This window comes from Streptomyces sp. SP18CS02 (assembly GCF_036322365.1).
Classification (GTDB): Bacteria; Actinomycetota; Actinomycetes; order Streptomycetales; family Streptomycetaceae; genus Streptomyces.
Map to the genome: position 1 here is coordinate 31,958 of NZ_JAQYXC010000263.1, position 25,223 is coordinate 57,180.

Consider the following 25,223-nt stretch of genomic DNA (forward strand, 5'->3'; position numbering starts at 1 on the left):
GTGGCAGTGCGAGAACTGGGCATCAGCGGCGCGTGGGTCATGGAGCCGGAGGTCCTGCGGGACGAGCGGGGCACGTTCCACGAGTGGTTCAGGGCGCCCGAGCTGGTGGAGGCGGCGGGGCACGGCCTGGGCCTCGCCCAGGCGAACTGTTCCGTCTCCTCCCGGGGCACCCTGCGCGGCATCCACTTCGCCGACGTACCGCCCGGCCAGGCCAAGTACGTCACCTGCGTACGCGGGGCGGTGCTCGACGTGATCGTCGACGTCAGGACCGGATCCCCGACGTACCGCGCCTGGCAGGCCGTCCGGCTCGACGACCGCGACCGCCGGGCCGTCCACGTCGCCGAGGGGCTCGGGCACGGCTTCATGGCGCTCACCGATGACGCGACCGTCGTCTACCTCTGCTCGCGCGGCTACGCCCCGGACCGCGAGCACGGCGTCCACCCGCTCGACCCGGACCTCGGCATCGAGTGGCCGGCGGACCTGGCCCCCGTCCTGTCCGGCAAGGACGCCGCCGCCCCCACCCTCGCCGAGGCGGAGCGCCAGGGGCTGCTGCCCTCGTACGAGGTGTGCTCCGACTGGTACGAGACGCTACGGGCCGGGGTGGCCCGGCCGCTCGTGCCCGCGCGGAACTGACCCGGCCCACGGCCCCGGGCCGGACCGATGCCCGGCCCGGGGTGTCCGTCGCCGTACCCGGCTGCCAGGATCCGGGGATGGAACTCGCACACCCTCTCGACGGCCTCGACGCACAGCCCTGGGGCGACACCTCGCACGCCTACGGAAGCGCCGACGATCTTCCCGACCTGCTGCGGGTGCTCGCCGACGGTGGTCCCGACGCGGTGGAGGAGGCCGTCTCGGAGCTGTACGGCCGCATCCTGCACCAGGGCACGGTCTATCCCGCCAGTGCCGTCGTCGTTCCCTTCCTGGCCCGCCTCGCCGCGGCCGGACACGCGACGGCCGACGTGCTCACCCTGCTCGGCGGCCTCGCCGAGAGCGAGGACGAGTGCGACGTGGAGCCGGGCGCCGTCCGGGCGGCCGTCGCCGCCGGGCTCCCGCTGATCCTGCCGCTGCTCTCCGACCGGGACTCCGCGGTACGCCAGGCCGCCGCCTGGGCCGCCGGGCAGACGCGCGACGAGGCGGTGCCGCCGGCCCTGCGCGAGCTGTGGGAACGCGAGCGGGTACCGCTGGTGCGGGCGGAGCTGCTCGGGGTGCTGGCCCGGCTGGACGGCCCCGGCGCCGTGGCCCTCGCCGAGGAGGCCCTCGATCCGGCGCAGGCACCGCACCTGCGCCTCGCCGCCGTGTTCGCGTGCCTGGACGGCGGGGTGCCGTGGAGTCAGGTGCACCATGACGCCGTCCTGTCCCTGCTTCCGGTGAACCCGCTGGTGCTCAAGCGCCTCGACGTGGGACGCACGGAGCCCCTGTACGCCGTCGTCGCCGCACTGCTGGAACGTGACACCGACACCGACCGGGCCGCCGTGGCCGCCCTGCTCGACCCCGCCCTCCGGGACGGTCGCGAGGACGTGCGGGCCGAGGCCCTGTGGGCGGCCGACCTGGCCTGCCGACGCTCCCGGGGCCTGCCCGGGGCGCTGCTGCCCGCCCTGCTCGCGCTCGCCGCCGACCCCGCGACGGTGGGGGAGGTGCTGCCCCTGCTCACCCTGCTCGGCCCCGCGGCGGCCGGAGCCGCGCCGACGCTGCTCGACGCCGCCGACGGCGAGGGCGACCCCGCCGACGCGGCCCTGGCCGCGCTCGCGGCCGTGGCGCCGCACCGGGCCGCCGTGCTGCTCGCCCGCCACCTGGCGGACCGCCCCCGGGCGCTCGACGCCGCCGCCGGGTTCATGGCCCCGGCCGACTCCGTCTTCCCGTTCAACGCGGAGCTGCTGCACGCGGTACGCGTCCGCCTGGCGGCGGCCGAGCCCCGGCCGGAGGAACCCCTCCAGCTGATGAACCTGCTCGCCCAGTGGCGCGGGCAGGCCGCCCCCGCGCTGCCCGAGCTGTACGCGGTGCTGCCCCGGTTCCCCGAACGCGCGGCCGGGACCGTCGCGGCCGTCGCGGCCGACGGGCCGGCCGGCGAGCGCGAACACGCCGCCGGTGTGCTGCGCGCGGCGTCCGCCGACGGCTCGCTCCCGGTCGCACGGGCCCTGCACGAGCTGACCGGCGAGAGCGCCGCGCTCCTTCCGGTGCTCGGCCGACGACTGGAGAGCGGCGGCCCCGAACTGGTCGGCGAGGCCGCCCGGACGGCCGCCGGACTGGGCCCCGCCGCGTCCCCGCTGCTCGACGCGCTGGCGAACGCCCTGTCCGTACCGCGCCCGGACGGCTTCACGACCTCCTCCGAGCTCGACGCCGACGTGGCCGTCGCCGAGGCCCTCTGGCGGATCACCGGCCAGGCGGACGCCGTCCTGCCCGTCCTGGACTCCGTGTTCGACCGGGCGGACGGAGAACCCTGGTTCGCCTGGAGCGCGATACGCGCCGCCCGGGCGGCCGCGCTTCTCGGCCCCGCCGCCCGTCCGTTGGTCCCGCGTCTGGAGCGGCTGCTCGACGACCCCGAACAGACGGCCACCGCCGTGCTCGCCCTCGTGGCCGCCGAGCCGGACTCGTCGCACCGGTCCGCACTGGCCGAGGCCGCCCTGCGGTCCGCCGAGACGCGCGCCGACCCCATGGGCGCGTGCGACGCCCTGGAGGCCCTGGGCGGAACCGCCCTGACGGCGGACCACGTGCGCCGTCTGACGGTCCTGGCGGAGGGGGACGCGCGGGTGACCGGCACGGTGCTGGACCACGAGGTCGTCCACGCGGACGACCGCCTGCGCGCCCGGCTGCGGGAGGTGCTCGCCGCGCTCTGACCTCACCCCGGTACGGAGCACTCCGCCCACACGGTCTTCCCCGGCCCCGGCCGCTCCCGCACCCCCCCACCGCTCCGCCGGCGCGTCGACCAGGACAGGGCCCCGCCCCCGTTCGTCGTCCGAGGCGGGGGCGGCGAGCGCGGGCCCGGCCGGGTGGGTGTCGGAGACCTCGACCCGGACGGTGCGCGCGGCGATGTCGTACGCCAGGTGCACCGCGAAGTCCCGGCCGGGCACGCAGCCGTGCAGTACGGCGACTCGGTCATGAGCGTAGAACTCGTCTGGTTCAAGAGCAGCTACAGCGGCGGCGGGGGCGGCAAGTCGCTCGCCGTGTCACCCGGCGCGTGGTCCGCCTTCACGACGCACGCGGCCGAGCGATGAGCACCACCGACCTGGTCTGGATCAAGAGCAGCTACAGCGGTGGTGGCGGCGACAACTGCGTCGAGGCCGCCGTGCGGACCGACGCGGTCCACGTCCGGGACTCCAAGGACACCGACCGGCAGTCGCTCGCCGTCGGTCCCGCCGCCTGGGCGGACTTCGTCTCCCGGCTGTGACGATCCCGAAGAGCACCCGCCACCGGGCCTCCCGCGTCCGGGGGACTTGGGCGAAAGCGGCTTACGCCCCGCAGGACTTCGGGTAGACAGGAAGCGCGAGTCCGGGGCGTGAGCAAGGGCGGGGGCCTGTCATTCGTACACCCTTACGTGCAGCGACAGCAGTGGCGCTCGTCGTGGTCTCCACCGTGGCGGGCGCCGGGTGCGACCGAGCACCGGAGCAGCGCCCCCGTACGGTGGCCGAGCTGAGTGCCGAGGAGCTCAACAAGGCGGCGGACGGTCTCATCGACTGCTCGGTCCCGGGGCTCGGGGTCGAGAGTCCGCTCGCTCCGGTGCGGACGGACGTCACGGGTGACGGGACGCCGGAGGTGATCGCCTCCTTCGAGTGCGTGACCGGGGACTCCAGTTCGTTCAGCCATGTCGTCGCGTACGACGGCGGATCGGCCGCCGATGCGCCACGGGTGATCAGCACGCTGGTGCGCATGCCCGGGACGGCGACCGACTACGGCGAAGCGATCAGGACCGGAGCCAAGGTCCGGAAGATTTCCGTGAAGGGCTCCGTGGTCACCGTCGTCGCGTCCAAGTGGCGCCATGAGGACGCCAAGGCGTGTCCGGCCCTGAAGTACGTGCAGCTCTTCACCGTGCGGCAGAAGGCCCTGGTGGCGCAGGAGCCCACCGAGCTGGACGTGGCCGGCTGCGTCGCCCAGTACGGAGACGGGGGGATCACATGGTGGGAAGACAACGGGGTGCCGCCGGAGGCCCGACGCGGAACTCGGCGGCGCGCGACCGGGCGGCCCGCTCACGGCGGTCCGCCGCCGGTGCGGGCTCGTTCTGGGAGCGGACCCAGGCATCGTTCGAGGCGCACCGGATCGGTGTGCTGATCGTGGGGGCGTCTCTCGTACTCGGCCTGGTCGTCACGGCGACCGGGCTGCTCATCGACCTGTTCCCCGATCTCAAGCCCGAGCCCAGTACCACCTCCGAGGTCACGGTGGACAGCGTCGCGGTCGGCCGTATCGAAGAGCTGCACGGCCAGACGCGGATCACCCCCGAGGCCGAGAAGGTGAAGAAGGTCTACGACGCTCCGGTCATCGACGTCCTGCTGGGAAACTCGGGTGAGGAGCCGGCGTCCGTGACGTCGGCCCGGTTCGACTTCTTCGCCGTCACGCACATGCTGCGCTGCTCCCGTGCGGGCGGCGGCGCCATCGACTATGTGCGGTTTCCCGTGGCCGTACCCGTCGATGCGAAGGAGAACGGCCACCGGATCGTCCAGGCGATGCGTTTCGGGGTCGGGCCGGGCGAGGCGAGGAGCGTCGCCTTCGCCCTGGGGCCCAAGACCGATTCCTATTCGCCCGCCTGGGTGTACGGGTTCTCCCTCACGCTCACGGCCGGGACCTCCGAGGTCGTGATCCCGAAGGCCGCCGTCACGGATGTCGACAGATGGGAAAAGGACGTGCTGGAAGGCGCTGCCGCCAGCGCGGCCGACCCCGACAGCTCGGAACTCCAGCGCCAGACGCACGCCTGTTACACCGATCTGCTGAAGACCACGGAACGGATCGCCGAAGAGGCCGAGCACCTGCCACCGGGGTGGCAGGAGTTCGCCATCACGTTCCGTGCCGTGATGGAGGAGTGAGGGGCGCGAGGGCGCCCGGCCCCCTCACCCGACGGTCTCATCCCCCGGCGGTGACCAGCGCGGGAAGCGCCTCCTCCAGCGCTTCCCGCCAGTCGCGCGCCGGTGCCACGCACGTCTCCCGCCAGCGGTCGTGGCCCAGCACGCTGTACGCGGGGCGCTCGGCCGGGCGGGGGAAGGCGGCCGTCGTGGTGGGACATACCCGCTCGGGGTCGGCGCCCGTCAGACGGAACGTCTCCCGGGCGAGGTCGTACCACGTCCCCTCCCCGGAGTTCGTCGCGTGGTAGACGCCCGCGGGCGGCCGCGAGCGGCCCAGCGCCACCAGCAGGCGGGCCACGTCCGCGCTCCAGGTCGGCTGGCCGCGCTGGTCGTCCACCACGTCCACGCGCGGGCGGGACGCCTCCAGCCCGAGCATCGTCCGTACGAAGTTCGCGCCGCCCGCTCCGTACAGCCACGCCGTCCGGACCACGTACCCGAGCTCCGGCAGCGACTCCAGCACCGCCCGCTCGCCGGCGAGCTTGGTCCGGCCGTACGCGGTGCGCGGCCGGGGTACGGAGTGCTCCGCGTACGGCGCGCGGGCGGCGCCGTCGAAGACGTAGTCGGTGGAGACGTGCAGCAGGACGCTCCCCGCCTCGGCGCAGGCCCGCGCCAGGTGACCGACCGCCGTGCCGTTGACCGCCAGGGCGTCCGCCTCGCGGGCCTCCGCGTCGTCCACCGCCGTCCATGCGGCGCAGTTGACGACCACCGAGGGGCGCAGGCCCGACACGGCGGCCCGTACGGCGGCCGGGTCGCGCACATCGAGCTCGCCGCGCGTCAGACCGGCCGCCTCGTCCCCCAGACGGGCGACGACGTCCCGGCCGAGCATGCCGCCCGCGCCGGTCACCAGCCAGGTCGGGCTCACAGCACGGCCCGGTCGAGCAGCGGCTCCCACCAGGAGCGGTTCTCCCGGTACCAGGCGACCGTCTCGGCGAGACCCGTGGTGAAGTCCTTGGCCGGGCGGTAACCCAGTTCCGCGCGGATGCGGGAGCAGTCCACCGAGTAGCGCCGGTCGTGGCCCTTGCGGTCCTCGACGTGGTCGACGCTCGACCAGTCGGCGCCGCAGGCCGCCAGGAGCAGCCCGGTCAGCTCCTTGTTGGAGAGCTCCGTGCCGCCGCCGATGTTGTAGATCGTGCCGGCCCGGCCCCGGGTGCGGACCAGCTCGATGCCCCGCACGTGGTCGTCGATGTGCAGCCAGTCGCGGACGTGCGAGCCGTCGCCGTAGAGGGGCACCCGCCCGCCGTCGAGCAGCCGGGTGATGAAGAGGGGGATGAGCTTCTCGGGGAAGTGGTGGTGGCCGTAGTTGTTGGAGCAGCGCGTCACGCGTACGTCGAGGCCGTGCGTACGGTGGCAGGCCAGCGCGATCAGGTCGGCCGACGCCTTGGTCGCCGCGTACGGGGAGTTGGGCCGCACGGGCTCCTCCTCCGTCCAGGACCCCGACTCCAGTGAGCCGTACACCTCGTCCGTCGAGATCTGCACGAAGGTGTCCACGCGGTTGCGCAGGGCCGCGTCCAGCAGCGTCTGGGTGCCCAGCACGTTGGTGCGTACGAAGGCGTCCGCGTCCGCCAGGGAGCGGTCCACGTGGGACTCGGCGGCGAAGTGGACGATCTGGTCGTGCTCGGAGACCAGCTTGCCGACCAGCTCCCGGTCGCAGACGTCACCGTGGACGAAGGTGAGGCCGGGGTGGTCGCGCACCGGGTCCAGGTTGGCCGGATTGCCCGCGTAGGTGAGCTTGTCGAGGACGGTGACGGCGGTCCGGTCCGGTCCGTCCGGGCCCAGCAGCGTACGGACGTAGTGCGAGCCGATGAAGCCGGCGCCGCCGGTCACCAGCACGCGCGTGACGGTCTTCGTGCCGTTCATGACGAGATCTGCACCTTGCTGTGATCGCCGAGCACCAGGCGGTGGGCGGCCGGGATGGGCGGGGCCGGGGTGATCTCGACGTTACGGCCGATGAGGGACGCCTCCACACGCCCCACGCCGTGCAGCGACGAACCGCTGAGCACGATGGAGTACTCGATCTCGCTGTCCGTCACCCGGCAGTGCTCGGCGATCGAGGTGGAGGGGCCGATGTAGGAGTTCTCGACGACCGTGTGCGCGCCGATGACGACCGGCCCGACGATGCGCGAGGCGCGCACGGTCGCGCCGCCGCCGATGCTGACCCGGCCGATGATCTCGGTCGCCTCGTCGACGCTGCCCTCGTTGCGGGGGGTGAGCAGCTCCAGGACGGAACGGTTCACCTCCAGCATGTCCGCCACGTTGCCGGTGTCCTTCCAGTAGCCCGAGATGATCGTGGACTTGACCGTGCGCCGCTCGTCGATGAGCCACTGGAGCGCGTGGGTGATCTCCAGCTCGCCCCGGGCGGACGGTGCGATGGAGCGCACCGCCTCGTGCGCGGCCGGGCTGAACAGGTAGACCCCGACCAGTGCGAGATCGCTGCGGGGGTGGGCCGGCTTCTCCTCCAGCCGGGCCACCCGGCCGTCGACGTCCAGCTCCGCGACACCGAAGGCGCGCGGGTCGGCCACCTTGGTCAGCAGGATCTGCGCGTCCGGCCGGGTCGCGCGGAACTCCTCGACCAGTTCCGTGATCCCGCCGACGACGAAGTTGTCGCCCAGGTACATGACGAAGTCGTCCTCGCCGAGGAACTCCCGGGCGATCAGCACGGCGTGCGCGAGGCCGAGCGGCGCCTCCTGGGGGATGTAGGTGACGTCCAGGCCGAACCGGGAGCCGTCCCCGACCGCGTCGCGGATCTCCCGCGCGGTGTCGCCGACGATGATCCCGACCTCCCGGATGCCGGCCGCGGCGATGGATTCGAGCCCGTAGAAGAGCACCGGCTTGTTGGCGACCGGTACGAGTTGCTTGGCGGAGGTGTGGGTGATCGGGCGGAGCCGGGTGCCGGCGCCGCCGGAGAGTACGAGTGCTTTCACTGGACCTGACCTGACGTGATCCGTCGGAGCGGGGGCCTGGGGCTGAACGGGGGATCGGGGCGGGCGAAACCCGCGGGGGGAGGGGGCGGGCGGGGCCCGTTGGGGGCCGGGGATCGGACCCGGGCCGGAACAAGGTGCGGAATGTGAACGAAAGTTGAGCGCCGCCGATTACGCCACGACGTCCATGCGCCCCTGGGCCATACGTGTGATTCGGTGATTCAGTTCTGCGGCGATAACGCCCATGCAGCGAACTCCGCCACGGCGTAAGTGTGTTAATCGGTGCTTCGTCAGGTGCCATGGGTATTGCTACGTTCGCCCACCATGAGCGCCAGAATGTCGCCCCTGTCCCGTGACGTACGGAAAGCCCGGATCGTCGTCGTCGCTGTCGCGGCGGTCGCGTTCGTCGCCAAGATGGCTCTCGCGGCGTCCACCCGAGGGCCAGCCGATGTGCGCTTCTTCTGGGGCTTCGCCCGGGCCATCGCCCGGACGGATCCCGTACGCATCTACGGTGAGCCGCTGCCCTGGCTGCCCGTCTACAACCACCCGCCACTGGCCAGCTGGATGCTGCTGGGGATGGAGTGGCTGGCACAGCACGGCGTGCCGTGGCGGCCCCTGATCCGCTTCCCCGCCTGCCTCGCCGACCTCATCACCGTCGTCCTCGTGTTCGAGATCGTACGGAGACGGGGCACCGTGCGGACGGCGGTCCTCTGTGCGATCGGCGCGGCCCTGTGCCCGGTGCTGGTGGCGACCAGCGGCTACCACGGGAACACCGACTCGGTGGCCGTGATGTTCGCGTTCGCCGCCGCCTACCTGCTGGTCGACCGGGCCAGCCCGCTGGCCGCCGGACTCGCCGCGGCCCTGTGCGTCAGTGTGAAGCTCATCCCGGTCGTCGCCCTGCCCCTGCTCTTCGTGGGTGCCCGGCACGCCGGACGACCGGCGCTGGCCCGGTTCACGGCCGGCTTCGCCGCACTGTTCCTCGCCGTCTGGGGCCCGGTGATCGCGACCGTGCCCGGCGGGCTCCGGGCCAACGTACTGGAGTACGCGGGCGGCAACTTCAGCTTCTGGGGCATCGTCCGCTTCGCCCGCTGGGCCGGCGTGCCCGAGCACTACGTCTCCATGGTCCGCGGCGACGGCCACTTCCTGATCGTCCTCGCGATCATGGCGGTCGGCGTCTGGCTGGCCTGGCGGCGCCCGGCCGACCTGCCCGTCGCCGTCGCCGTCACCCTCGGCCTCCTGCTGCTGCTCAGCACCGCCTCGGGCGTGCAGTACCTCGCCTGGCCGGCGGCCGGTCTGTTCGTCGTAGGGCTCCGGCAGGGCCTCGCCTACGGCCTCGTCGTCGGCGCGGTGACCACCTCCGTCTACTCCGGGCAGCGGCCCGTCCACTGGACGCTCGCCGAGATGGCGGCCGGCACGCTCGGCTGGGCGGTCCTCGCGGTGTGCGTGGCCACCGGTGTCCGCCGCGTACTGGCCGCCGCGCGGGCCGACGCCGCCCGCCCGCCCGCCACCGGCATCGACATCGCCGGGCCGCGCTCGGAACGGCAGCCCCGCCACGCCGACCAGCCCGCCCCCTGACCCCTGCCCGTCCCCTGACCCCTGTCCGTCCCCCGACCTCGGCGTGCCCCCGGACCTCGGCGCGCCCCCGGACACACCCCCGGCCCCAGCCCGCCCCTGCCCCCAGCGCGACCCCGCGAGACCCCGCGAGAGTGGAGAAGCCACGTGAGCCCCGTGACGGAAGGCCAGCGCCCCAGGATCGGCATCCTGGTGGTCGCGTACAACGCGGAATCGACGCTGGAGAAGACCCTCGACCGGATCCCCGAGGACTTCCGGCCGAAGATCACCGAGATCCTGATCCTCGACGACGCCAGCCATGACGCGACCTTCACCGCGGGCTGCCGCTGGTCCCAGCTCGACGGCAGACCCCCCACGGTCGTGATGCGGCACACCAAGAACCTCGGCTACGGCGGCAACCAGAAGGCCGGGTACGCGCTGGCCGCCGAGCGCGGCCTGGACATCGTCGTCCTCCTCCACGGCGACGGCCAGTACGCCCCCGAACTGCTCCCGCGGATGGTCGAGCCGCTGGAACGGGGCGAGTGCGAAGCCGTGTTCGGTTCGCGCATGATGCGGCCCAAGGACGCCCTGCGCGGCGGTATGCCGGTCTACAAGTGGCTCGGCAACCGCGTGCTGACCAGGCTGGAGAACAAGCTGCTGGGCACCGCGCTCACCGAGTTCCACTCCGGCTACCGCGCCTACAGCGTCGAGGCGCTGCGCGCGCTGCCCATCGAGCGCAACACCGACGCCTTCGACTTCGACACCCAGATCATCGTCCAGCTCGCGGACGCGGGGATGCGCATCAGGGAGATCCCGATCCCCACCTACTACGGGGACGAGATCTGCTACGTCAACGGCCTGCGCTACGCCAAGGACGTCGTCAAGGACGTCCTCGAATACCGCCTGGCCAAGAAGGGGTTCGGCACCTGCTCCTGGATCCCCAAGCCCGCCGCGTACGCCTTCAAGGAGGGCGACGGCTCCTCCCACGCCGTCATCCTGGAGCGGATGCGCTCCCTGCCGCCCGGCCGGGTCCTCGACGTCGGCTGTTCCGGCGGCCTGTTCGCCGAGCGGCTCGAAGCGCTCGGCCACCGGGTGACCGGCATCGACCACGTCGAGATCGACGGCGTGCGCGAACGCTGCTCCGCCTTCTTCCCCGCGGACCTGGAGGAGGGCCTGCCCGACGGCATCGGCGACGGCTACGACTACATCGTCGCCGCGGACGTCATCGAACACCTCTCCCGGCCCGAACGCGTCCTCACCCAGCTCCGCCAGGTGCTGCACCCCCACGGCCAGGTGCTGCTCTCCGTGCCGAACTTCGGGCACTGGTACTCACGGCTGCGGGTCGCCCTCGGGGTCTTCGACTACGACCGGCGCGGCATCCTCGACGAGACCCACCTGCGCTTCTTCACCCGTGCCAGCCTGCGCCGCACGGTGCGCTCCGCCGGGTACGACGTGCTGTCGATGAGCGCCACCGGCGCGCCCTTCTGGCCGGTGCTGGGCGGCGGAACCGTCGCCAGGGTGCTGGGCGGGGTGTCGAAGCTGCTCACCCGCGTCCGGCCGACCGTCTTCGGCTACCAGTACGTCGCCCTGCTGACCCCGCACGCCGCGCGGACGATCATCGCTGGGGAGCACATCGATGTCCAGGACATCCTCAACCGTCAGTTCGTCCCCACCGACCGCCCCACGGACCGGGTCGGCGTATGACCCCGGACCGGTACGGCCCGCGCGGAGGCGGACGTTGACCCTGGCCAGCCTGTCGCTGCTGCTCTTCGCGGTCCTCTCGTCCGCGGGGGGCCAGATCATGCTCAAGCACGGCATGGGGACCGCGGCCGCCGCCGTCGACCGCGACGGCGGCTCACTGGCCGTACGCGCCGCCACCACCCCCTGGGTGGTGCTGGGCCTCGCCGTCTTCGCGGTCTCCGCCCTCGCGTGGATGACGACCCTCGCCAAGGTGCCGCTGTCGCTCGCCTACCCGTTCAACGCCCTCGGCTACCTGCTGATCGTGCTGGCCGGCTCCACCCTGCTGCACGAGCGGACCTCGGTGTGGACCTGGGCCGGCTCGCTGCTGGTGGTGATCGGCCTGGTGACGGTCTTCGCCGGCCAGCGCGACTGACCTCGCCGTCCGGAGCGGCCGGCCTCGCCGGCCGCCGAACGCAACCGACCTCCTCCCGAAGGACCGCACGACCCGAAGGACCGCACGACCTCATGCCCAAGCTCAGCGTCATCGTGTCCGGCCGATCCTCGCAGAGCCGCCTGCGCGCCTGTCTGGAGAGCGTCACCGCGCAGACCCACCCCGACCTCGACATCGTCGTGACCGCCGGTGACGACGGGACACGAGCCCTCGCCCGCGTCCACGAGGCGCTCGACCCGCGCGTCACCGTCGTGTCCGTACCGGCCGACGCGCCCGACGCCGTCGCCCGGGCCGCCGGCGCCCGCGCCGCCCGCGGCACGTACCTCCAGTTCCTGCGCGGCTGCGACCGGCTGCCCGACGGCGCGGTGGCGGCGCTCGCCGACCGGCTCGACGGACTGCGTGACCGGGCGCGGGAGCCCGACGTGCTGCTCTGCGACCACCAGCAGGCCACCTGGTGGGCCGAGGACGTCCCCGGCGGCGACGGCCCGGTCCTCGGCCGCGCGCCGGACACCACCACCCTCGCCGCCCACCCCGCGCTGCTGGACGTCGCCCCCCTCCTCGGCAACCGCCTCATCAGCGCCCGCCTGCTCACCGCCCACCCCGAGCTCATCGGCACCGAAGGGCACGACGAGCTCTATGTCTCCTGCGCCGTGCTGCTGCTCGCCCGGAGCGTCGCCTGCTGCGACACCGTCGCGCTGACCCGCCGCACGGAGCGCCCCGCCCAGCGCCGCGCCGCCCACCCCGACCGGCACTTCGCGGTCTTCGGCCAGTACGAGCGGCTGCACCGGCTCGCCGGCGACGCGGCCGTCTCCACCGCCCTGCGCTCCCGGCTGTACGACCGGATGGTCGACGACTACCTGGCGACCCTCGCCCGGCGCGACGAGCTCCCGCCCGCCCTGGTCACCGAGTTCTTCCGGCGGGCGGCCCGGCACGCCGAACGCTTCCGCCCCGAGGGGCACCGCCGCCCCGGCGGTCTCGACGGCGTACGCCACTCACTGCTCGGCCGCAACGCCTATCTGCGCTACCGGCTGCTGCGGACCGCCAACGACGCCCGTCGCGCCTTCCAGGCCGGCGTGGCCGTCTGCGCCGACCGTGCCGTCGACGCCCACTCCCGCGGCCGCTACCGCCTGGCCCGCTGCCGGAGCGTCGACGAGGACCTCGCCGTCTTCTCCGCGTACTGGGGCCGGGGAGTCTTCTGCAACCCCGCCGCCATCGCCGCCGAGCTCGCCGAACTGGAGCCGGACATCCGCCAGGTGTGGATCGTCGAGGAGAGCGCGGTGCCCCTGCTGCCTCCCGGCACCGACCACGTCGTCCCGGGCACCGCCCGCTACTGGAGCACCCTGGCCCGCGCCAAGTACCTGGTCAACAACGTCAACTTTCCGGACGCCCTGGCCAAACGCCCCGGCACGGTGCACCTCCAGACCCACCACGGCACCCCGCTCAAACACATGGGCGTCGACCAGCGGCCCTACCCGGCCGCCGCCCGGGACCTCGACTTCGACGCCCTGCTGGCACGCGTCGACCGCTGGGACTACAGCCTGTCCGCCAACAGCCACTCCACCGAGACCTGGCGGCGCGCCTACCCCTCCGGCCACCGGTCGCTCGACTACGGCTACCCCCGCAACGACATCCTCTACCGGGCCACCGCCGAGGACGTCCGCGCCGCCCGCGCCAAACTCGGCGTCCGGCCAGGCCAGCGGGCCCTGCTGTACGCCCCCACCCACCGCGACTACGAGGCCCGCCCGTCGCCCCGCCTCGACGCGGCCCGTCTCGTGCGGCGGCTCGGCGACGACACCGTGCTGCTCGTGCGCGGCCACTACCTGTACGCCGACGGCCCCACCGCCGGACGGTCCGCCGGAGACCGCGTCCTGGACGTCACCGGGTACGACCCGGTCGAGGAGCTCGCCCTGGCCGCCGACGCGCTCATCACCGACTACTCGTCGATCATGTTCGACTACGCCAACCTCGACCGCCCCATCGTGATCCTCGCCGACGACTGGGAGACGTACACCCTCACCCGGGGCGTGTACTTCGACCTGACGGCCGAACCCCCGGGACCGGTGGCACGTACGCAGGACGAGCTCGCCGACATCCTCGCCCACGGCGCCTGGTGCGACGAGGCGTCGGCCAAACAGCGCCACGACTTCCGGCTGCGCTTCTGCGAGTACGACGACGGGCGCGCCGCCGAGCGCGTCGTCCGCCGCGTCTTCCTCGGCGAGGGCGAGGAGAGCCTGCCGCCCGTGCTGCCGCTGGAGCGGCGCACCCCCGCCCCCACGCCGCAGGAGGCCACCCGCCGATGAGCACCGACCCCGATGTGACCGTCACCGTCATCGTGCACGACGACGCGGCGCGGCTGCCGCGCGCCGTCGCCTCCGTGCGCGCCCAGACCCACCGCAACATCGAGATCGTCATCAGCGACGACCACTCCACCGACGCCACGCCCCAGGTGGCGGCCGCCCTCGCGGCCAAGGACCACCGCATCCGCCTGCTCCGGCTGGAGGAGAACAGCGGCGGCTGCGGCGCGCCCCGCAACCGGGCCATGGAGATCGCCCGGGCGCCGTACCTGATGTTCCTCGACAGCGACGACGAACTGCCGCCGAAGGCCGTCGAACTGCTGCTCGCCGCCCACCGCGAGGAGCCCGTCGACTTCGTCATGGGCGCGGTGCGACGGGTCCGCGCGGGCACCGGCGCCACCTCCACCTGGATGGCACCGCTCTACGGACGCCGCCGCACGGTCCACGGCATCGAGGCCGAACCCCGGCTGCTCTTCGAACCGCTGGCCACCAACAAGATGTACCGCAAGGACTTCCTGGACCGGCACGCCCTGCGCTTCCCCGAGGGCATCCACTACGAGGACCAGCTGTTCTCCGCGCGCGCCTACACCCTCGCCCACGCCTTCACCGTCATCCCCGAGCCGGTCTACCGCTGGTACGTCGACCCCCACGCCGCGCCCGAGAAGGCCACCATCTCCAACCAGCGCCACCTCATCGGCAACGTCCGCGACCGGGTGGCCATCTCCCGGATGATCGACCAGTTCCTCGCCGGACACGGCTGCTCGGCCGCCGTGCGCGAGGAGAAGGACTTCAAGTTCCTCTCCCACGACCTGCGGATGTACACGGGCGACCTGCCGTACCGCGAGATCCCCTGGATCGCCCGGTTCGCCGACGAGACGGTGCCCTACCTCGACGAGCTGTCGCCCGCCGCCTTCGAGCGGCTCGGCCACGCCGAGCGGGTCGTCGTGGGCCTGCTGCGCGAGGGCCGGTACGCGGAGGTCCGGCTGGCCGCCCGGGGGCTGGGGCACGGCGTGGGGCCCCGCGAGATGACCACCGACGCGCGGGGCCGCGCCTACTGGGGCGGCGCGCTGCCGGTCGGCGACGCCGCCCGGCGCGACCTGGACCTGACCGCGCTCGACCTGACCCGGTGCCCGTTCGCCGCCGCCGCGTTCCGGCACGAGATCACCCGGGTCGAGCAGGGGCCGGGCGCCGCCGTCGACCTGACCGTCCGCACCTACGACCCGGCCCTGCGCCTCCCGCTCGCCCCCCAGGCCGCGCACCTGCACATCTCGCCCGCCGGGCGGCGGATGACCACCGGACTGCGGATGGACCCGGTGGCGCGGGGCGTCTACGAGGGCACCGTACGGCTCGACCTCGCCGCGGCCCCGCTGCCCGCGCACGGCTTCCTCGGGGTGCGCCATCCGGTGCTGGAGATCGGCGACGGGCAGAGCGGCAACACCGGCGTGATGCTCGCGCCCCTGGACTTCACGCCCTTCGTCCTGGCGGGACCGGGGCGGCACCGCATCACGGTGGAGCCCGAGGGGCACGGCGCGGGCCGGCTCCAGCTGCGCTGGCGCCCGCAGGGCGTGGTCGGCATGCTGCTCGGCCAGGTCGTGCAGCGCGGCCCGCTGCGCAGGGCGGCGCGTGCGCTGGCCCGCCGCTGACGCCCGGGGCCCCGCGTGCCGGCCCCTCTGGCGCCGGCCCTTTGTGTGCGCGGGTCCCGCATGTGCCGGACCTCCGCGCGGGGCCTCTCCGCGCGGGGCCCTAAGCGCGGGGTTCCGCCGGACTGGGCCGGCCGCCCGCCGGGGCCTCCCGGCGCGGGGCGAGGGCGGGGAAGACCGTCGCCCCTGCGCCGGTCGCCGCCGGGGCGGGGCGGCGCTCCTCCAGCGGCACGAAGGGCGGCAGGTCCGCCGGGTCCTCGCCGAGGAACAGGTGCCGTACCACCCGCTCGGCCGCGTGGCCGTCGTCGTACGGGCAGAACCGGGCGCGGAACGCGGCGCGCAGCTGGGCCGATCGCGAGCCGCGCCAGTGGCCGGTGGCGAAGATGTCGATCAGCTCGTCCTGCGAGCGGGCCACGGCGCCCGGCGGGAAGTCCCGCAGGTCGAAGTAGGTGCCGCGGGCGGCGTCGTAGGCGGCCCAGTCCTCGGTGTGCACCACGATCGGGCGGTCGAGGCCCGCGTAGTCGAACATCAGTGACGAGTAGTCCGTGACGAGGGCGTCGGAGGCCAGGCACAGGGTCTCGACCGAGTGGTGGCCGGAGACGTCGATGATCCTCGGGTGCGGGACGGGTCCGGGGCCGTCGTCGTGCGTGGGGTGGGACCGGACGAGGACCACGAACCGGGGCCCGAGCGCGAGCAGGATCCGCTCCCAGTCGAGCAGCCGCGGCTGGGGGTGGAGGTGGTCGCGGTGGGTGGGGGCGTACAGGATCGCGGTGTGGCCCGGGGGGATGCGCAGCGACTCGCGCAGCAGGGCGACATCGGTGGCCCTGGCCCGCTGGAAGACGTCGTTGCGCGGGGAGCCGTACTCCAGCGTCCGGTAGGCCGCCGGGTAGACCCGCTCCCACACCAGGGTGGAGTGGCGGTTCGCGGACACCAGGTAGTCCCACTTGTCGATGTTGCGCAGCAGGGCGGCGAAGTCGGTGGAACCGCCGGCGGCCGGCCGGTGCTGGAGGTCCAGGCCCATGTGCTTGAGCGGCGTGCCGTGCTGGGTCTGGATCAGCAGCTGCCCGCGCCGTTTGATCAGCCGCCGGTCGAAGTTGACGTTGTTGACGAGGTACTTGGACCGGGCCAGGGCCGTCCAGTACGCGGCGGACCCCGGCCGCACCCGGCGGGTGGCGGGCGGCACCGTGTGGGCCAGCGCGGACGGGCAGATCCAGGAGGTGCGGATGTGCGGGGCCAGCGCGCGGACCCGCTCCTCCACGGCGGCCGGGCTGCACGCGTACCCGCGGCTCCAGTAGGCGCTGAACACCGCCCTGTCCGCGCGCAGCGGCAGGCACAGCTGGACGCGGTAGTGGACCTGGAGCAGGGCGCCGGCCAGGGCGCGCAGGGCGGCGACGGCGTGCGGGGCGGCCCGGCGCCTGAGCACCCGGGCCAGAGTGATCGCGCGGTAGGTGCGATGGTTGCCGAACCTGATCAGCGCGTGCCGCATCCGGGTGGTGAACTTCGGCGTGGCTCCGGGCGTGCGGTAGCGGCGGTAGTGGGCGCGGGAGCGGCGGAAGAACTCGGCGCGGGTGCCGCGGGGCAGCCTGTCCCTGGCCGTGAACACCGAGGTGAAGTGGTCGGCCATCCGCCGGAACAGCACCGGCCGCCAGCACGCCAGCTCGGGGCGGGCGTCGACGAAGGCGAAGAGCCGCTCGTACTGGTCGAAGAGGTCGAAGTGACGGCGGCTGGTGGTGGTGAGGATGTTGCCGCTGCGCCGCTGGCGGTAGTGGACGCAGACCCGGTCCAGGGTGGCGATCGACCCGGCGGCCATCAGCACCGGATAGCTCCACGGGGTGTCCTCGTAGAAGCCGGGCGGGAAGACGAACCCCTGGCGCTCGACGAAATCCCGCCGGTACGCCTTGTTCCAGACCACCATCAGGACCTTCAGCAGACCGGGGCGGTCGGCCAGGGTGAAGGGGGCCGGCCCCACCTCGGTCAGGTGCGCGCCGAACTCGTTGCGCACGGCCTCGCCCGACCAGTACGTACGGGCGTAGTCGTACACCAGGACATCGGGGCCGCCGGTCTCCTTGAGCCGGTCGGCGATGGCGCGCAGCGCCCCCGGCGCCAGGGTGTCGTCACCGTCGAGGAAGAGCACGTAGTCGCCGGTGGCACGGGCGAGCCCGGTGTTGCGGGCGGGACCCAGGCCGGTGTTCTCGGGCAGGTGCACGGCGACGACCCGGCTGTCGGCGGCCGCGAACTCGTCGATGATCGCCCCGCCGCCGTCCGGCGAGCAGTCGTCCACGGCGATCACTTCCAGATCGTCGTACGACTGGGAGAGCACCGACTCCAGGCAAGCGTGCAGATAAGCCTGGACCTTGTACGCGGGGACGATGACGCTGAACCGGGGCATGGCCCGGGAACTGCCGGTCGACCGACCGGGTTACGCCCGCCGTGGCATACGGGGGACGAACCGCCGGTGGCGGCCGGGTGACCGACCGCCCGGCGTCAGCCACGGGTTGACCGCATGTCACTTCACCGCCCCGGCCATCACCCCCGAGACGAACTGCTTCTGGAAGGCGAAGAAGACGGCCAGCGGGATCACCATCGAGACGAAGGCGCCGGGCGCCAGGACATCGATGTTGTTGCCGAACTGCCGCACCTGCTGCTGGAGCGCGACGGTGATCGGCGGGGACTCGGAGTCGGCGAAGATCAGCGCGATCAGCATGTCGTTCCACACCCAGAGGAACTGGAAGATGCCGAGCGAGGCGATGGCCGGGGCACCGAGCGGCAGGACCACCCGGGTGAACAGCCGGATCTCGCCCGCCCCGTCCAGCCGGGCGGCCTCCAGCAGCTCCCGGGGGATCTCCGCGAAGAAGTTGCGCAGCAGGAAGACCGCGAAGGGCAGTCCGAAGGCCACATGGAAGAGGACGACCCCGAGCGTCGTCTCGAAGAGGCCGATCTCGCCGAACAGCTGGGACACGGGCACGAGCGCGACCTGGACGGGGACCACCAGCAGCCCCACCACGGCCAGGAACCACCAGTCGCGGCCGGGGAACTCCATCCACGCGAAGGCGTAGCCGGCGAGCGATCCGATGACGACGACCAGGACGGTCGCCGGCACGGTGATCAGGACGCTGGAGAGGAGGGATTCGGTGATGGCGCCGTTGTCGAGGAGCGCGGAGTAGTTGTCGGCCGTGAGCTGGGCGGGGGCGGTGAAGACCTGCCACCAGCCGCTCGCGTTGATGTCCGCGGGGTCGCGCAGCGAGGAGATCAGCAGGCCGGCGGTCGGCATCAGCCAGAACAGGGCGACCAGGACGAGGACGACGCGCATCGCGCCGCCGCCGGCCCGGGCGGCGATCCGCGCGGCGGGCGAGCGCTTCGCCGTGACGGTGCTGCCGGTCGTGGTCATCGCCGGGTCTCCTTCCGTATCCGGCGGATGTTGAGGTACATCACCGGGATCACCAGCAGCAGGAGGAGTACGGCGATGGCGCTGCCGACGCCGGGATGGGCGTCCGTGCCGAACGACGAGCGGTAGAGCTGGAGCGCGAGGACGTTCGCGTCGTCCTGGACGGAGCCCGGCGCGATGATGAAGACCAGGTCGAAGATCTTCAGCACGTTGATCATCAGGGTGACCAGGACGACCGCCAGGACCGGCGCGAGCAGCGGGACCGTCACCCGGCGGAAGACCTGCCACTCGTTCGCGCCGTCCACCCGCGCCGCTTCGAGCAGCTCGCGCGGCAGGCTCGCCAGCCCCGCCGCGATCAGCACCATCGCGAAGCCCGCCCACATCCAGACGTAGCTGCCGATGATGGCCGGCGTGACCAGGGCCGGGCCCAGCCAGTCGACGCCGTTGTAGGGCTCCCGGAAGTTGCCGGCGGGCAGCCGGAGCAGGGCGCCGTCCGCCGAGGCGGGCAGCGTGAACGTACCGTCGGCGCCCGCCGTGGCCGTGGCGACCACGCGGCCGTCCTTCACCGCCTCGATCCTGATGCCCTTGAGGCCCGGTTCCCGGCCGTCGACGACGTTCGGCCGTCCGCCGCCGCCGCGGGTGAAGTCCAGCCACGCGGTGCCGGTGACCGTGCCGTCGCCCGGCACGGCGGCCTTCGCGGGCCGTGCGTCGTCCGGCATCCCGGCCGGGGCGACGCCCACCAGCGGCAGCAGCGCGGGGGTGCCCGCCCGTACCGGCTCCTCGGTGACGAACGCCCCGCCGCCCGCCGCCCTGAGCGGATGGACGGGCAGCGGGCGTGCCTTGGGGAAGGCGGCCGACTCGGCGAAGGTGTCGTGCACGCCCACCATGACGGCGTTGGCGACCCCCCGGTCTGGATCCTGCTCGTACACCAGGCGGAAGATGATGCCCGCCGCGAGCATCGAGATCGCCATCGGCATGAAGACGAGCAGCTTGAAGGCCGTGCCCCAGCGCACCCGCTCGGTCAGCACCGCGAAGATCAGCCCGAGCGCGGTGGCGACGGTCGGCGCGACGACCACCCAGATCGCGTTGTTGCGGACCGCGGTGAGGATGGTGTCGTCGGTGAAGATCTCCACGTAGTTGGCGAACCCGGCGAAGCCGCCGCCGGACCGGTCGAAGAAGGACCGGTGGACGGAGTACCCGATCGGGTAGACCACGAGCGCGCCGAGCAGCACCAGGGCGGGGAGCAGGAAGCAGGCCGCGACGGCCCCGCGGGTGCCGGTGACGCTCGCGCGCCGGCCGGCCGGGGCGCTCTCACGTGTGCCGTGCGGGGGAGCGGGGGGCGTGGCGCCCGCCCGGCCTCCCCCCGGGGACGCGGTCACCGCGTCAGTCCTTGTACGCCTTGGCCGCGTCGGCCTCCAGGCGCGCCTGGGTCCCCGCGACGTCCTTCGGGTTCTTCAGGAAGTCCTGGAGCGCCTTCCACTCGCCCTTGCCGGGCGTGCCGCCGAACGACTGCGGCATCTGGTCCGACATGTCGAACCGGAAGCCGTCGCCCGCCGCGATCAGCGCCTTGGCGATGTCGCGCTGGACGTCGTTCGGGTACGCCTTCACGTCGAGCGACTTGTTCGGGGAGATGAAGCCGCCCTCGCCCGCCCAGATCTCCGCCGCGTCCGGGGAGGCCAGGAAGGTCAGCAGCGCCTGGGCGGCGGGCCGGTCGGTCAGTGCGACGGCCACGTCGCCACCGGTCACCACCGGGGCCTGGGCGCCCACGGCCGGGAACGGGAAGACCTTGGCGTCCGTACCGATCTTCGCCGGGGTCTGGGCGATGTTGATGGAGACGAAGTCGCCCTCGAAGACCATCGCGGCCTTGGGCTGGTCGCCGCCGGTGAAGGTGTCGGTGACCGACGTGGGGAACTCCGTCTGCAGCGCGCCGTCGGCGCCTCCCGCGATCAGCTCCGGCCTGCCGAACAGCTCGGCGAGGGTGCCGAGCGCCCGCGCCACGGACGGGTCGGTCCACTTGATCCGGTGCTGGGCCAGCTGGTCGTACTTCTCCGGGCCCGCCTGGGAGAGGTAGACGTTCTCGAACCAGTCGGTGAGGGTCCAGCCGTCCGCGCCGCCGATCGACACCGGCGTGACGCCGGACGCGGAGAGGGTCTCGGCCGTGGCCAGGAACTCCTTCCAGGTCTTCGGCTCGGTGGCGCCCGCGTTGTCGAACGCGGCGGCGTTGTACCAGACCAGCGACTTGTTCGCCGCCTTGAAGTACACGCCGTAGGGGGTGCCGTTCACCGCGCCGAGGTCCTGCCAGCCCTGGGCGAAGTTCTTGGCCAGCTGGGCCTTGACCTCGGCACCGGCCGGCTTGGCCCACTTGCGCCCGACCGCCTCCTTGAGCGCGCCGACCTGCTGGAGCATCGCCACGTCGGGCGGCGAGCCGCCCGCGATCTTCGTGCCGATGTAGTTGAGCATCGCGTCCTGCGTCGGGACGTAGGAGACCACCGCCCCGGTGCGCTTCTCGAACTCCTTGAGCACCTTGGTGAACGCCTGCTGCTCGGGGCCGGTCCACACGGCCACCACCTGGAGCTTCTCGCCGGTCAGCTTCGGCAGCCGGACGGTCGCCCCGGTCTCCTGACCGGTGCTCTCGCTCGCACCGGCCCCCTGGCGCCCGGCGTCACCGTCACCGCCGCACCCCGCGACGGCCAGGGCGCCCACGGCGCCCATCACCACAACAGCCCTGCGTGCTCGAAGAGTTGTGCGCATCACTGCCCCGTCTCTCCCGTGCGCGAACGCGTCCCGTCCGTCAGGTCTACGCCCGGTGCACGGGGGTCGCAATACCGCCTTCGGTGTCGCGTCTGCGATCGTGATGGGCTCGTGACGTAGCGTCAAACTACTCCTCGAACCGGCCCGTTCAGGGCAGGGACGCGGTCAGCGGGGGCAGCGGTGTCGCCTCGACGGACCGGGCGGCCCGCTCCAGCGCGCTGGCCAGCAGCGCCAGGTCCGTCGGGCCGTTGCCCAGCTCCCGCACGGGACGGCGCGTCGGCGGATCGCCCATGCGCTCCCACTCCAGCGGGACCACGGTCGGGCGCAGCGTCGCCGTGCGCGGGATGCGCCCGGTCACCCGGCCGCCCTGGAACGGGGTCACCCGCCCGTCCGGATGCCCCAGCCGGCCCCGTCCGGGCGACGGGTCGTCCGGTCCCCGGGGCACCGCGGGCGCGTCCAGCACGACCCGCAGCCGCGCGCCGTGCGCCAGCTCGGTGTCGGCCGTCCGGTCGGGCCGCGCGGACGTCGCCACCAGATGCACGCCGAGCCGCGCGCCCTCCCGCGCCACGGCCTCCAGCGCCCGCACGACCGAACCGGCCGCGGGCCGGCCCGGGCTGCCGAGCGCGGGCGCGACGAGCGCGTCGTAGTCGTCGACCAGCACCACCAGGCGGGGCAGCGGCGGCGGGACCTCGCTCCGCCCGGAGGCGACGCGGGCGGCGGGCCGCAGCCGCAGCGTGCCGCCGGCCGCCGGATCGGCATCGCCGCGCTGCTCGCCGGGGCCCGGCGGGCGCTGGCCCACCATCCGGCCGGCCACCTCGCGCTGGGTGTGCCATTCGGCGAAGTCCTGGCGGCCCAGCAGCTCGGCGCGCCGTTTCAGCTCCGCCCCCAGGGCCTGCGCGAACGCCCGCATCCGCACCGGGTCGCAGGCCACCAGGTGCTCCGAGGCGTGCGGCAGCTCCAGACAGGGGGCGAGGCCGTCCCCGCGCTCGCCGCCCGCTCCGTCGACGAGCAGCAGCCCCAGCCGGTCGGGGCGCGAGGCGGCGGCCAGCGAGGCCGCGACGGCCCGCAGCAGCTCCGTGCGGCCGCTGCCCGCCGGCCCCTCGATCAGCAGATGCGGGCCCTCCTCGGTGAGGTCGACGCGGAGCGGACCGCGCGGCCCGGTGCCGAGCACCGCGGTGCCGTCGGGGGCCGACGCCCAGCGGGCCATCAGCGAGGCGGGCGTGGCCCGGGCCAGCTCCAGCTCGTCGAGCAGCCGGGCCGACGGGGGCAGCGCCATGGCGGCCGCCCTGCCGCGCGGCGCGGAACCCTCGACCCGCAGCGGCGCCAGGGCCCGGCCGAACCGCTCGGCCCACGCGCCGGAGACGGCGTCCACGGCGGCGACCGTGCCGTGCCCCGCGGGCTGCCCGCCCGCCGTACGCATCAGGCGCAGGGCGGTCGCCACATCACCGGACAGCAGCGCCACGGCACCGCACTCGCGGAACGGCAGCGACGCCGCACACGCCGTCTCGTAGGTCGCCGTGACGGGGGAGACGGGGGAGGCGGCCGGGGTCTCGGCGAGGCACACCAGGTGGATACCGGCCGCCGGTCCGGCGCCGGCCAGCCGGGCCGTGGTCTCGCGCAGCGCGGCCGTGCCCGGGTCGCCGTCGACGATCACCACCGTGTACGCGCCGTCGAAGCGGGCCGCCGCGTCCGCGACGGCCCTGCGGTCGGCGCTCGCCCAGCCGGTGCCCAGGGGGCCGTCGTCCAGGCGCCGGGTCAGCTCGGCCGTGCGGGCTGCGGCCTGGTCGCGGTCGTAGGCGAGCAGGAGACGGCAGTCCTGGCCGTGGGCCGGACGCGCATGGGGGAGCCAGCCGAGCCAGCCCCACTCGCGCCTGCGGTCCGCCAGGGACCGGGCCCGGTCGGCGCTGATCAGCACGATCTCCAGGTCCGTCGGCGCGTGCAGCGCGGTGAGCTGCGCGATCACCGAACGGGCCAGGCCGGCCAGGCGCGCGCGGGGGCCCGCCAGACCCAGCGCCCCGGCCTCCCGCAGCGCGACGGTGACCGGGACGGCCGGCAGGTCGGCCCGGTCGGCCGTGCCGAGCCGGACGACCAGCGACTCGGGGTGGGCGGGGCCCCGCTCCCACAGCCGGGGGCCCGGGCCGAGCGCGGTGAGCAGGACGGCGGAGGGGTCGGGCCAGGTGTCGGCGAGCCGCCCGCGCCGGGAGGCGTCGGCGGCCGGCACGGGGGAGGCGCCGTGCGGCGCCCCGGGCTCCGGGCCGTCGGCCCGGGTGCCGGCGAGCCGCCGCGCCCAGGCGCCTATCCCCCGTCTGCGGGTGGTGCCGCCGGAACGGTCGGGGCCCTCGCCGTCGGAGTCGGAGTCGCCGAGGGACGCCCGGGCCCGGTCGGGGGGAACCGGCGTGCCACGGGCGGGGGTGGCGCTCTGGGGCCGGAAGGCGTCCTCCCGGCCGGGCCGCTCCGGTGGCCGCGCCCCGGCCCCGGGGTGGTGCGCGGCCTGGGCCGGTACGAGCGGGGTCGGGGGCGCGGGCGGGCCGTCGTGCGCGCGCGTGCCGGACTGCGGCGGTACGGCTCCGGGGGCGCCGCCGTAAGGGGCGGCGCCCGGGACCGGGGCCGCGCCGGGATCCGTACCCGCGCCGTCCCCGGTGCCCGGCCGGATCACGCGCACATGCCCCTCGCCGTCCGGCGCCGTGGGCAGCGGGGAGCAGTCCCGGTCGGCCGCGCCGGTCGTCAGCCGCAGCGTCGACTCGCCCAGCCGCAGCAGCGCGCCCGGCGCCAGCCGGACCGGACGGATGCCTACCTCGGCGCCGTCCAGGGTCGTGCCGTTGGTGGAGCCCAGGTCCGCGACCGTGACCCGGCCGCTCTCCGAGACGGTCACCGCGCAGTGCAGCCGGGACACGTCGGGGTCGTCCAGGGGGACGTCCGCGTCGGCCGAACGGCCGATCCGGATCTCCCCGCCGTGCAGCAGATGGACGCCGCCTGCGTCCGGTCCGGCCACCACGTGCAGCCGCGCCGACACGCCTTCCACCGGCACCCGGGCCTCACCGGGCACCTGCAGCGAGAGCACCGCGCCGTCCACCAGCGGCGGCTCGCCCAGGGCGCAGCGCTGCGCGTCGAGCCGCTCGCGGCCCGCGTACAGCACGACGGCGCCCGAGCCGCTGGTGTCGGGACCGGACACGGCCGCGGCCAGCCCGGAGGCCACAGCGGCCAGCGCGGTCCCCGCGGGGGCGGTGACGAGCACGTCGCACGCGCGCCCCGCGGGCTGGCCGCCGAGCGGCGCCGCGAGGACGGTCAGCCGGATCTGCATCGCCGTCAGCGGTCCCTTCTGCGCGGCGTGCGCGGCTGGGGGAACTGCCCGTCGAACCTCCCCCCACCCGGCACGGACGCGTGGTCCGGTACAGGTCGGCACGGACCGCGGGGCTCCCGACCCCGACGATGCGCCGTGCTGGAGGCATCCTCGCACCTGGCACCGACAACACGCCCGGGACCCGCCTCGAATTGATCTTGAACG

The 25,223-nt window shown here is 74.0% G+C and carries 19 protein-coding genes; 11 read left to right on the top strand and 8 right to left on the bottom strand.

Annotated features, from left to right (window positions below):
- The first annotated feature begins 6 nt into the window (after positions 1-6).
- From rfbC to PUR26_RS06870, 6 genes are all read left to right on the top strand, one after another.
- Positions 7-633, top strand: coding sequence for a dTDP-4-dehydrorhamnose 3,5-epimerase (gene rfbC, locus PUR26_RS06845; protein WP_329870523.1), 627 nt, complete (start codon positions 7-9; stop codon positions 631-633).
- Positions 634-710: 77 nt separating this feature from the next.
- Complete coding sequence (locus tag PUR26_RS06850) at positions 711-2,834, top strand: HEAT repeat domain-containing protein (RefSeq protein ID WP_329870222.1); 2,124 nt, start codon at positions 711-713, stop codon at positions 2,832-2,834.
- A gap of 153 nt (positions 2,835-2,987) precedes the next feature.
- Positions 2,988-3,212: a hypothetical protein gene (locus PUR26_RS06855; RefSeq protein ID WP_329870224.1), complete on the top strand. Its 225-nt coding sequence runs from the start codon at positions 2,988-2,990 to the stop codon at positions 3,210-3,212.
- Positions 3,209-3,385, top strand: coding sequence for a DUF397 domain-containing protein (locus tag PUR26_RS06860; RefSeq protein WP_329870225.1), 177 nt, complete (start codon positions 3,209-3,211; stop codon positions 3,383-3,385). The genes PUR26_RS06855 and PUR26_RS06860 overlap by 4 nt, the downstream gene beginning before the upstream one ends.
- Before the next feature lie 161 nt (positions 3,386-3,546).
- On the top strand, positions 3,547-4,263 hold the full coding sequence (locus tag PUR26_RS06865) for a hypothetical protein (protein ID WP_329870227.1): 717 nt from the start codon (positions 3,547-3,549) through the stop codon (positions 4,261-4,263).
- A gap of 2 nt (positions 4,264-4,265) precedes the next feature.
- Positions 4,266-5,012 carry a hypothetical protein gene (locus PUR26_RS06870; protein WP_329870229.1) on the top strand — a complete coding sequence of 249 codons (747 nt, stop codon included), beginning with the start codon at positions 4,266-4,268 and terminating at the stop codon, positions 5,010-5,012.
- A gap of 37 nt (positions 5,013-5,049) precedes the next feature.
- Here the strand turns inward: PUR26_RS06870 and rfbD are convergent, their stop codons facing one another.
- Genes rfbD through PUR26_RS06885 form a run of 3 tightly spaced genes read right to left on the bottom strand, consistent with a single transcriptional unit; the run spans position 5,050 to position 7,969 of the window.
- On the bottom strand, positions 5,050-5,910 hold the full coding sequence (gene rfbD, locus PUR26_RS06875) for a dTDP-4-dehydrorhamnose reductase (RefSeq protein WP_329870231.1): 861 nt from the start codon (positions 5,908-5,910) through the stop codon (positions 5,050-5,052).
- Positions 5,907-6,905, bottom strand: a complete 999-nt coding sequence (rfbB, locus tag PUR26_RS06880; protein ID WP_329870233.1) for a dTDP-glucose 4,6-dehydratase — start codon at positions 6,903-6,905, stop codon at positions 5,907-5,909. The genes rfbD and rfbB overlap by 4 nt, the downstream gene beginning before the upstream one ends.
- Positions 6,902-7,969: a glucose-1-phosphate thymidylyltransferase gene (locus PUR26_RS06885; RefSeq protein ID WP_329870235.1), complete on the bottom strand. Its 1,068-nt coding sequence runs from the start codon at positions 7,967-7,969 to the stop codon at positions 6,902-6,904. Before PUR26_RS06885 ends, rfbB begins: the two co-directional genes overlap by 4 nt.
- A 321-nt stretch (positions 7,970-8,290) precedes the next feature.
- Here PUR26_RS06885 and PUR26_RS06890 point away from each other — a divergent pair, with 321 nt between their 5' ends.
- The 5 genes from PUR26_RS06890 to PUR26_RS06910 all read left to right on the top strand — a co-directional run bounded on the left by PUR26_RS06890 (position 8,291) and on the right by PUR26_RS06910 (position 15,585).
- The gene (locus PUR26_RS06890; protein ID WP_329870237.1) at positions 8,291-9,541 is read left to right on the top strand and encodes a glycosyltransferase family 39 protein; all 1,251 of its coding nucleotides are present in this window, start codon (positions 8,291-8,293) and stop codon (positions 9,539-9,541) included.
- 144 nt (positions 9,542-9,685) lie between these two features.
- On the top strand, positions 9,686-11,221 hold the full coding sequence (locus tag PUR26_RS06895) for a methyltransferase domain-containing protein (RefSeq protein ID WP_443076994.1): 1,536 nt from the start codon (positions 9,686-9,688) through the stop codon (positions 11,219-11,221).
- A gap of 34 nt (positions 11,222-11,255) precedes the next feature.
- Complete coding sequence (locus PUR26_RS06900) at positions 11,256-11,630, top strand: hypothetical protein (RefSeq protein ID WP_329870239.1); 375 nt, start codon at positions 11,256-11,258, stop codon at positions 11,628-11,630.
- Between the two features lie 92 nt (positions 11,631-11,722).
- On the top strand, positions 11,723-13,948 hold the full coding sequence (locus tag PUR26_RS06905; protein ID WP_329870241.1) for a bifunctional glycosyltransferase/CDP-glycerol:glycerophosphate glycerophosphotransferase: 2,226 nt from the start codon (positions 11,723-11,725) through the stop codon (positions 13,946-13,948).
- A complete protein-coding gene (locus PUR26_RS06910; RefSeq protein WP_329870243.1) occupies positions 13,945-15,585 on the top strand; it encodes a glycosyltransferase family 2 protein in 1,641 nt (546 codons plus the stop codon). The genes PUR26_RS06905 and PUR26_RS06910 overlap by 4 nt, the downstream gene beginning before the upstream one ends.
- A gap of 100 nt (positions 15,586-15,685) precedes the next feature.
- On the opposite strand, the gene PUR26_RS06915 is transcribed toward PUR26_RS06910, so the two are convergent.
- The 5 genes from PUR26_RS06915 to PUR26_RS06935 all read right to left on the bottom strand — a co-directional run bounded on the left by PUR26_RS06915 (position 15,686) and on the right by PUR26_RS06935 (position 25,019).
- A complete protein-coding gene (locus PUR26_RS06915) occupies positions 15,686-17,971 on the bottom strand; it encodes a bifunctional glycosyltransferase/CDP-glycerol:glycerophosphate glycerophosphotransferase (protein WP_329870245.1) in 2,286 nt (761 codons plus the stop codon).
- Positions 17,972-18,088: 117 nt separating this feature from the next.
- Positions 18,089-18,970: a carbohydrate ABC transporter permease gene (locus PUR26_RS06920; protein ID WP_329870247.1), complete on the bottom strand. Its 882-nt coding sequence runs from the start codon at positions 18,968-18,970 to the stop codon at positions 18,089-18,091.
- Entirely contained in the window at positions 18,967-20,346 is a 1,380-nt protein-coding gene (locus PUR26_RS06925) for a carbohydrate ABC transporter permease (protein WP_329870249.1), read from the bottom strand. Before PUR26_RS06925 ends, PUR26_RS06920 begins: the two co-directional genes overlap by 4 nt.
- Before the next feature lie 4 nt (positions 20,347-20,350).
- On the bottom strand, positions 20,351-21,718 hold the full coding sequence (locus PUR26_RS06930) for an ABC transporter substrate-binding protein (protein ID WP_329870251.1): 1,368 nt from the start codon (positions 21,716-21,718) through the stop codon (positions 20,351-20,353).
- A 148-nt stretch (positions 21,719-21,866) separates the two neighbouring features.
- Positions 21,867-25,019, bottom strand: coding sequence for an FHA domain-containing protein (locus PUR26_RS06935; RefSeq protein ID WP_329870253.1), 3,153 nt, complete (start codon positions 25,017-25,019; stop codon positions 21,867-21,869).
- Positions 25,020-25,223 lie beyond the last annotated feature (204 nt).

Excerpts from the sequence above, each read along its gene's own strand:
- PUR26_RS06850 (WP_329870222.1), top strand. The coding sequence starts at position 711 with ATGGAACTCGCACACCCTCTCGACGGCCTCGACGCACAGCCCTGGGGC.
- PUR26_RS06860 (WP_329870225.1), top strand. The coding sequence starts at position 3,209 with ATGAGCACCACCGACCTGGTCTGGATCAAGAGCAGCTACAGCGGTGGT.
- rfbB (WP_329870233.1), bottom strand. The coding sequence starts at position 6,905 with ATGAACGGCACGAAGACCGTCACGCGCGTGCTGGTGACCGGCGGCGCC.
- PUR26_RS06890 (WP_329870237.1), top strand. The coding sequence starts at position 8,291 with ATGAGCGCCAGAATGTCGCCCCTGTCCCGTGACGTACGGAAAGCCCGG.
- PUR26_RS06905 (WP_329870241.1), top strand. The coding sequence starts at position 11,723 with ATGCCCAAGCTCAGCGTCATCGTGTCCGGCCGATCCTCGCAGAGCCGC.
- PUR26_RS06910 (WP_329870243.1), top strand. The coding sequence starts at position 13,945 with ATGAGCACCGACCCCGATGTGACCGTCACCGTCATCGTGCACGACGAC.
- PUR26_RS06915 (WP_329870245.1), bottom strand. The coding sequence starts at position 17,971 with ATGCCCCGGTTCAGCGTCATCGTCCCCGCGTACAAGGTCCAGGCTTAT.
- PUR26_RS06920 (WP_329870247.1), bottom strand. The coding sequence starts at position 18,970 with ATGACCACGACCGGCAGCACCGTCACGGCGAAGCGCTCGCCCGCCGCG.
- PUR26_RS06930 (WP_329870251.1), bottom strand. The coding sequence starts at position 21,718 with ATGCGCACAACTCTTCGAGCACGCAGGGCTGTTGTGGTGATGGGCGCC.
- PUR26_RS06935 (WP_329870253.1), bottom strand. The coding sequence starts at position 25,019 with ATGCAGATCCGGCTGACCGTCCTCGCGGCGCCGCTCGGCGGCCAGCCC.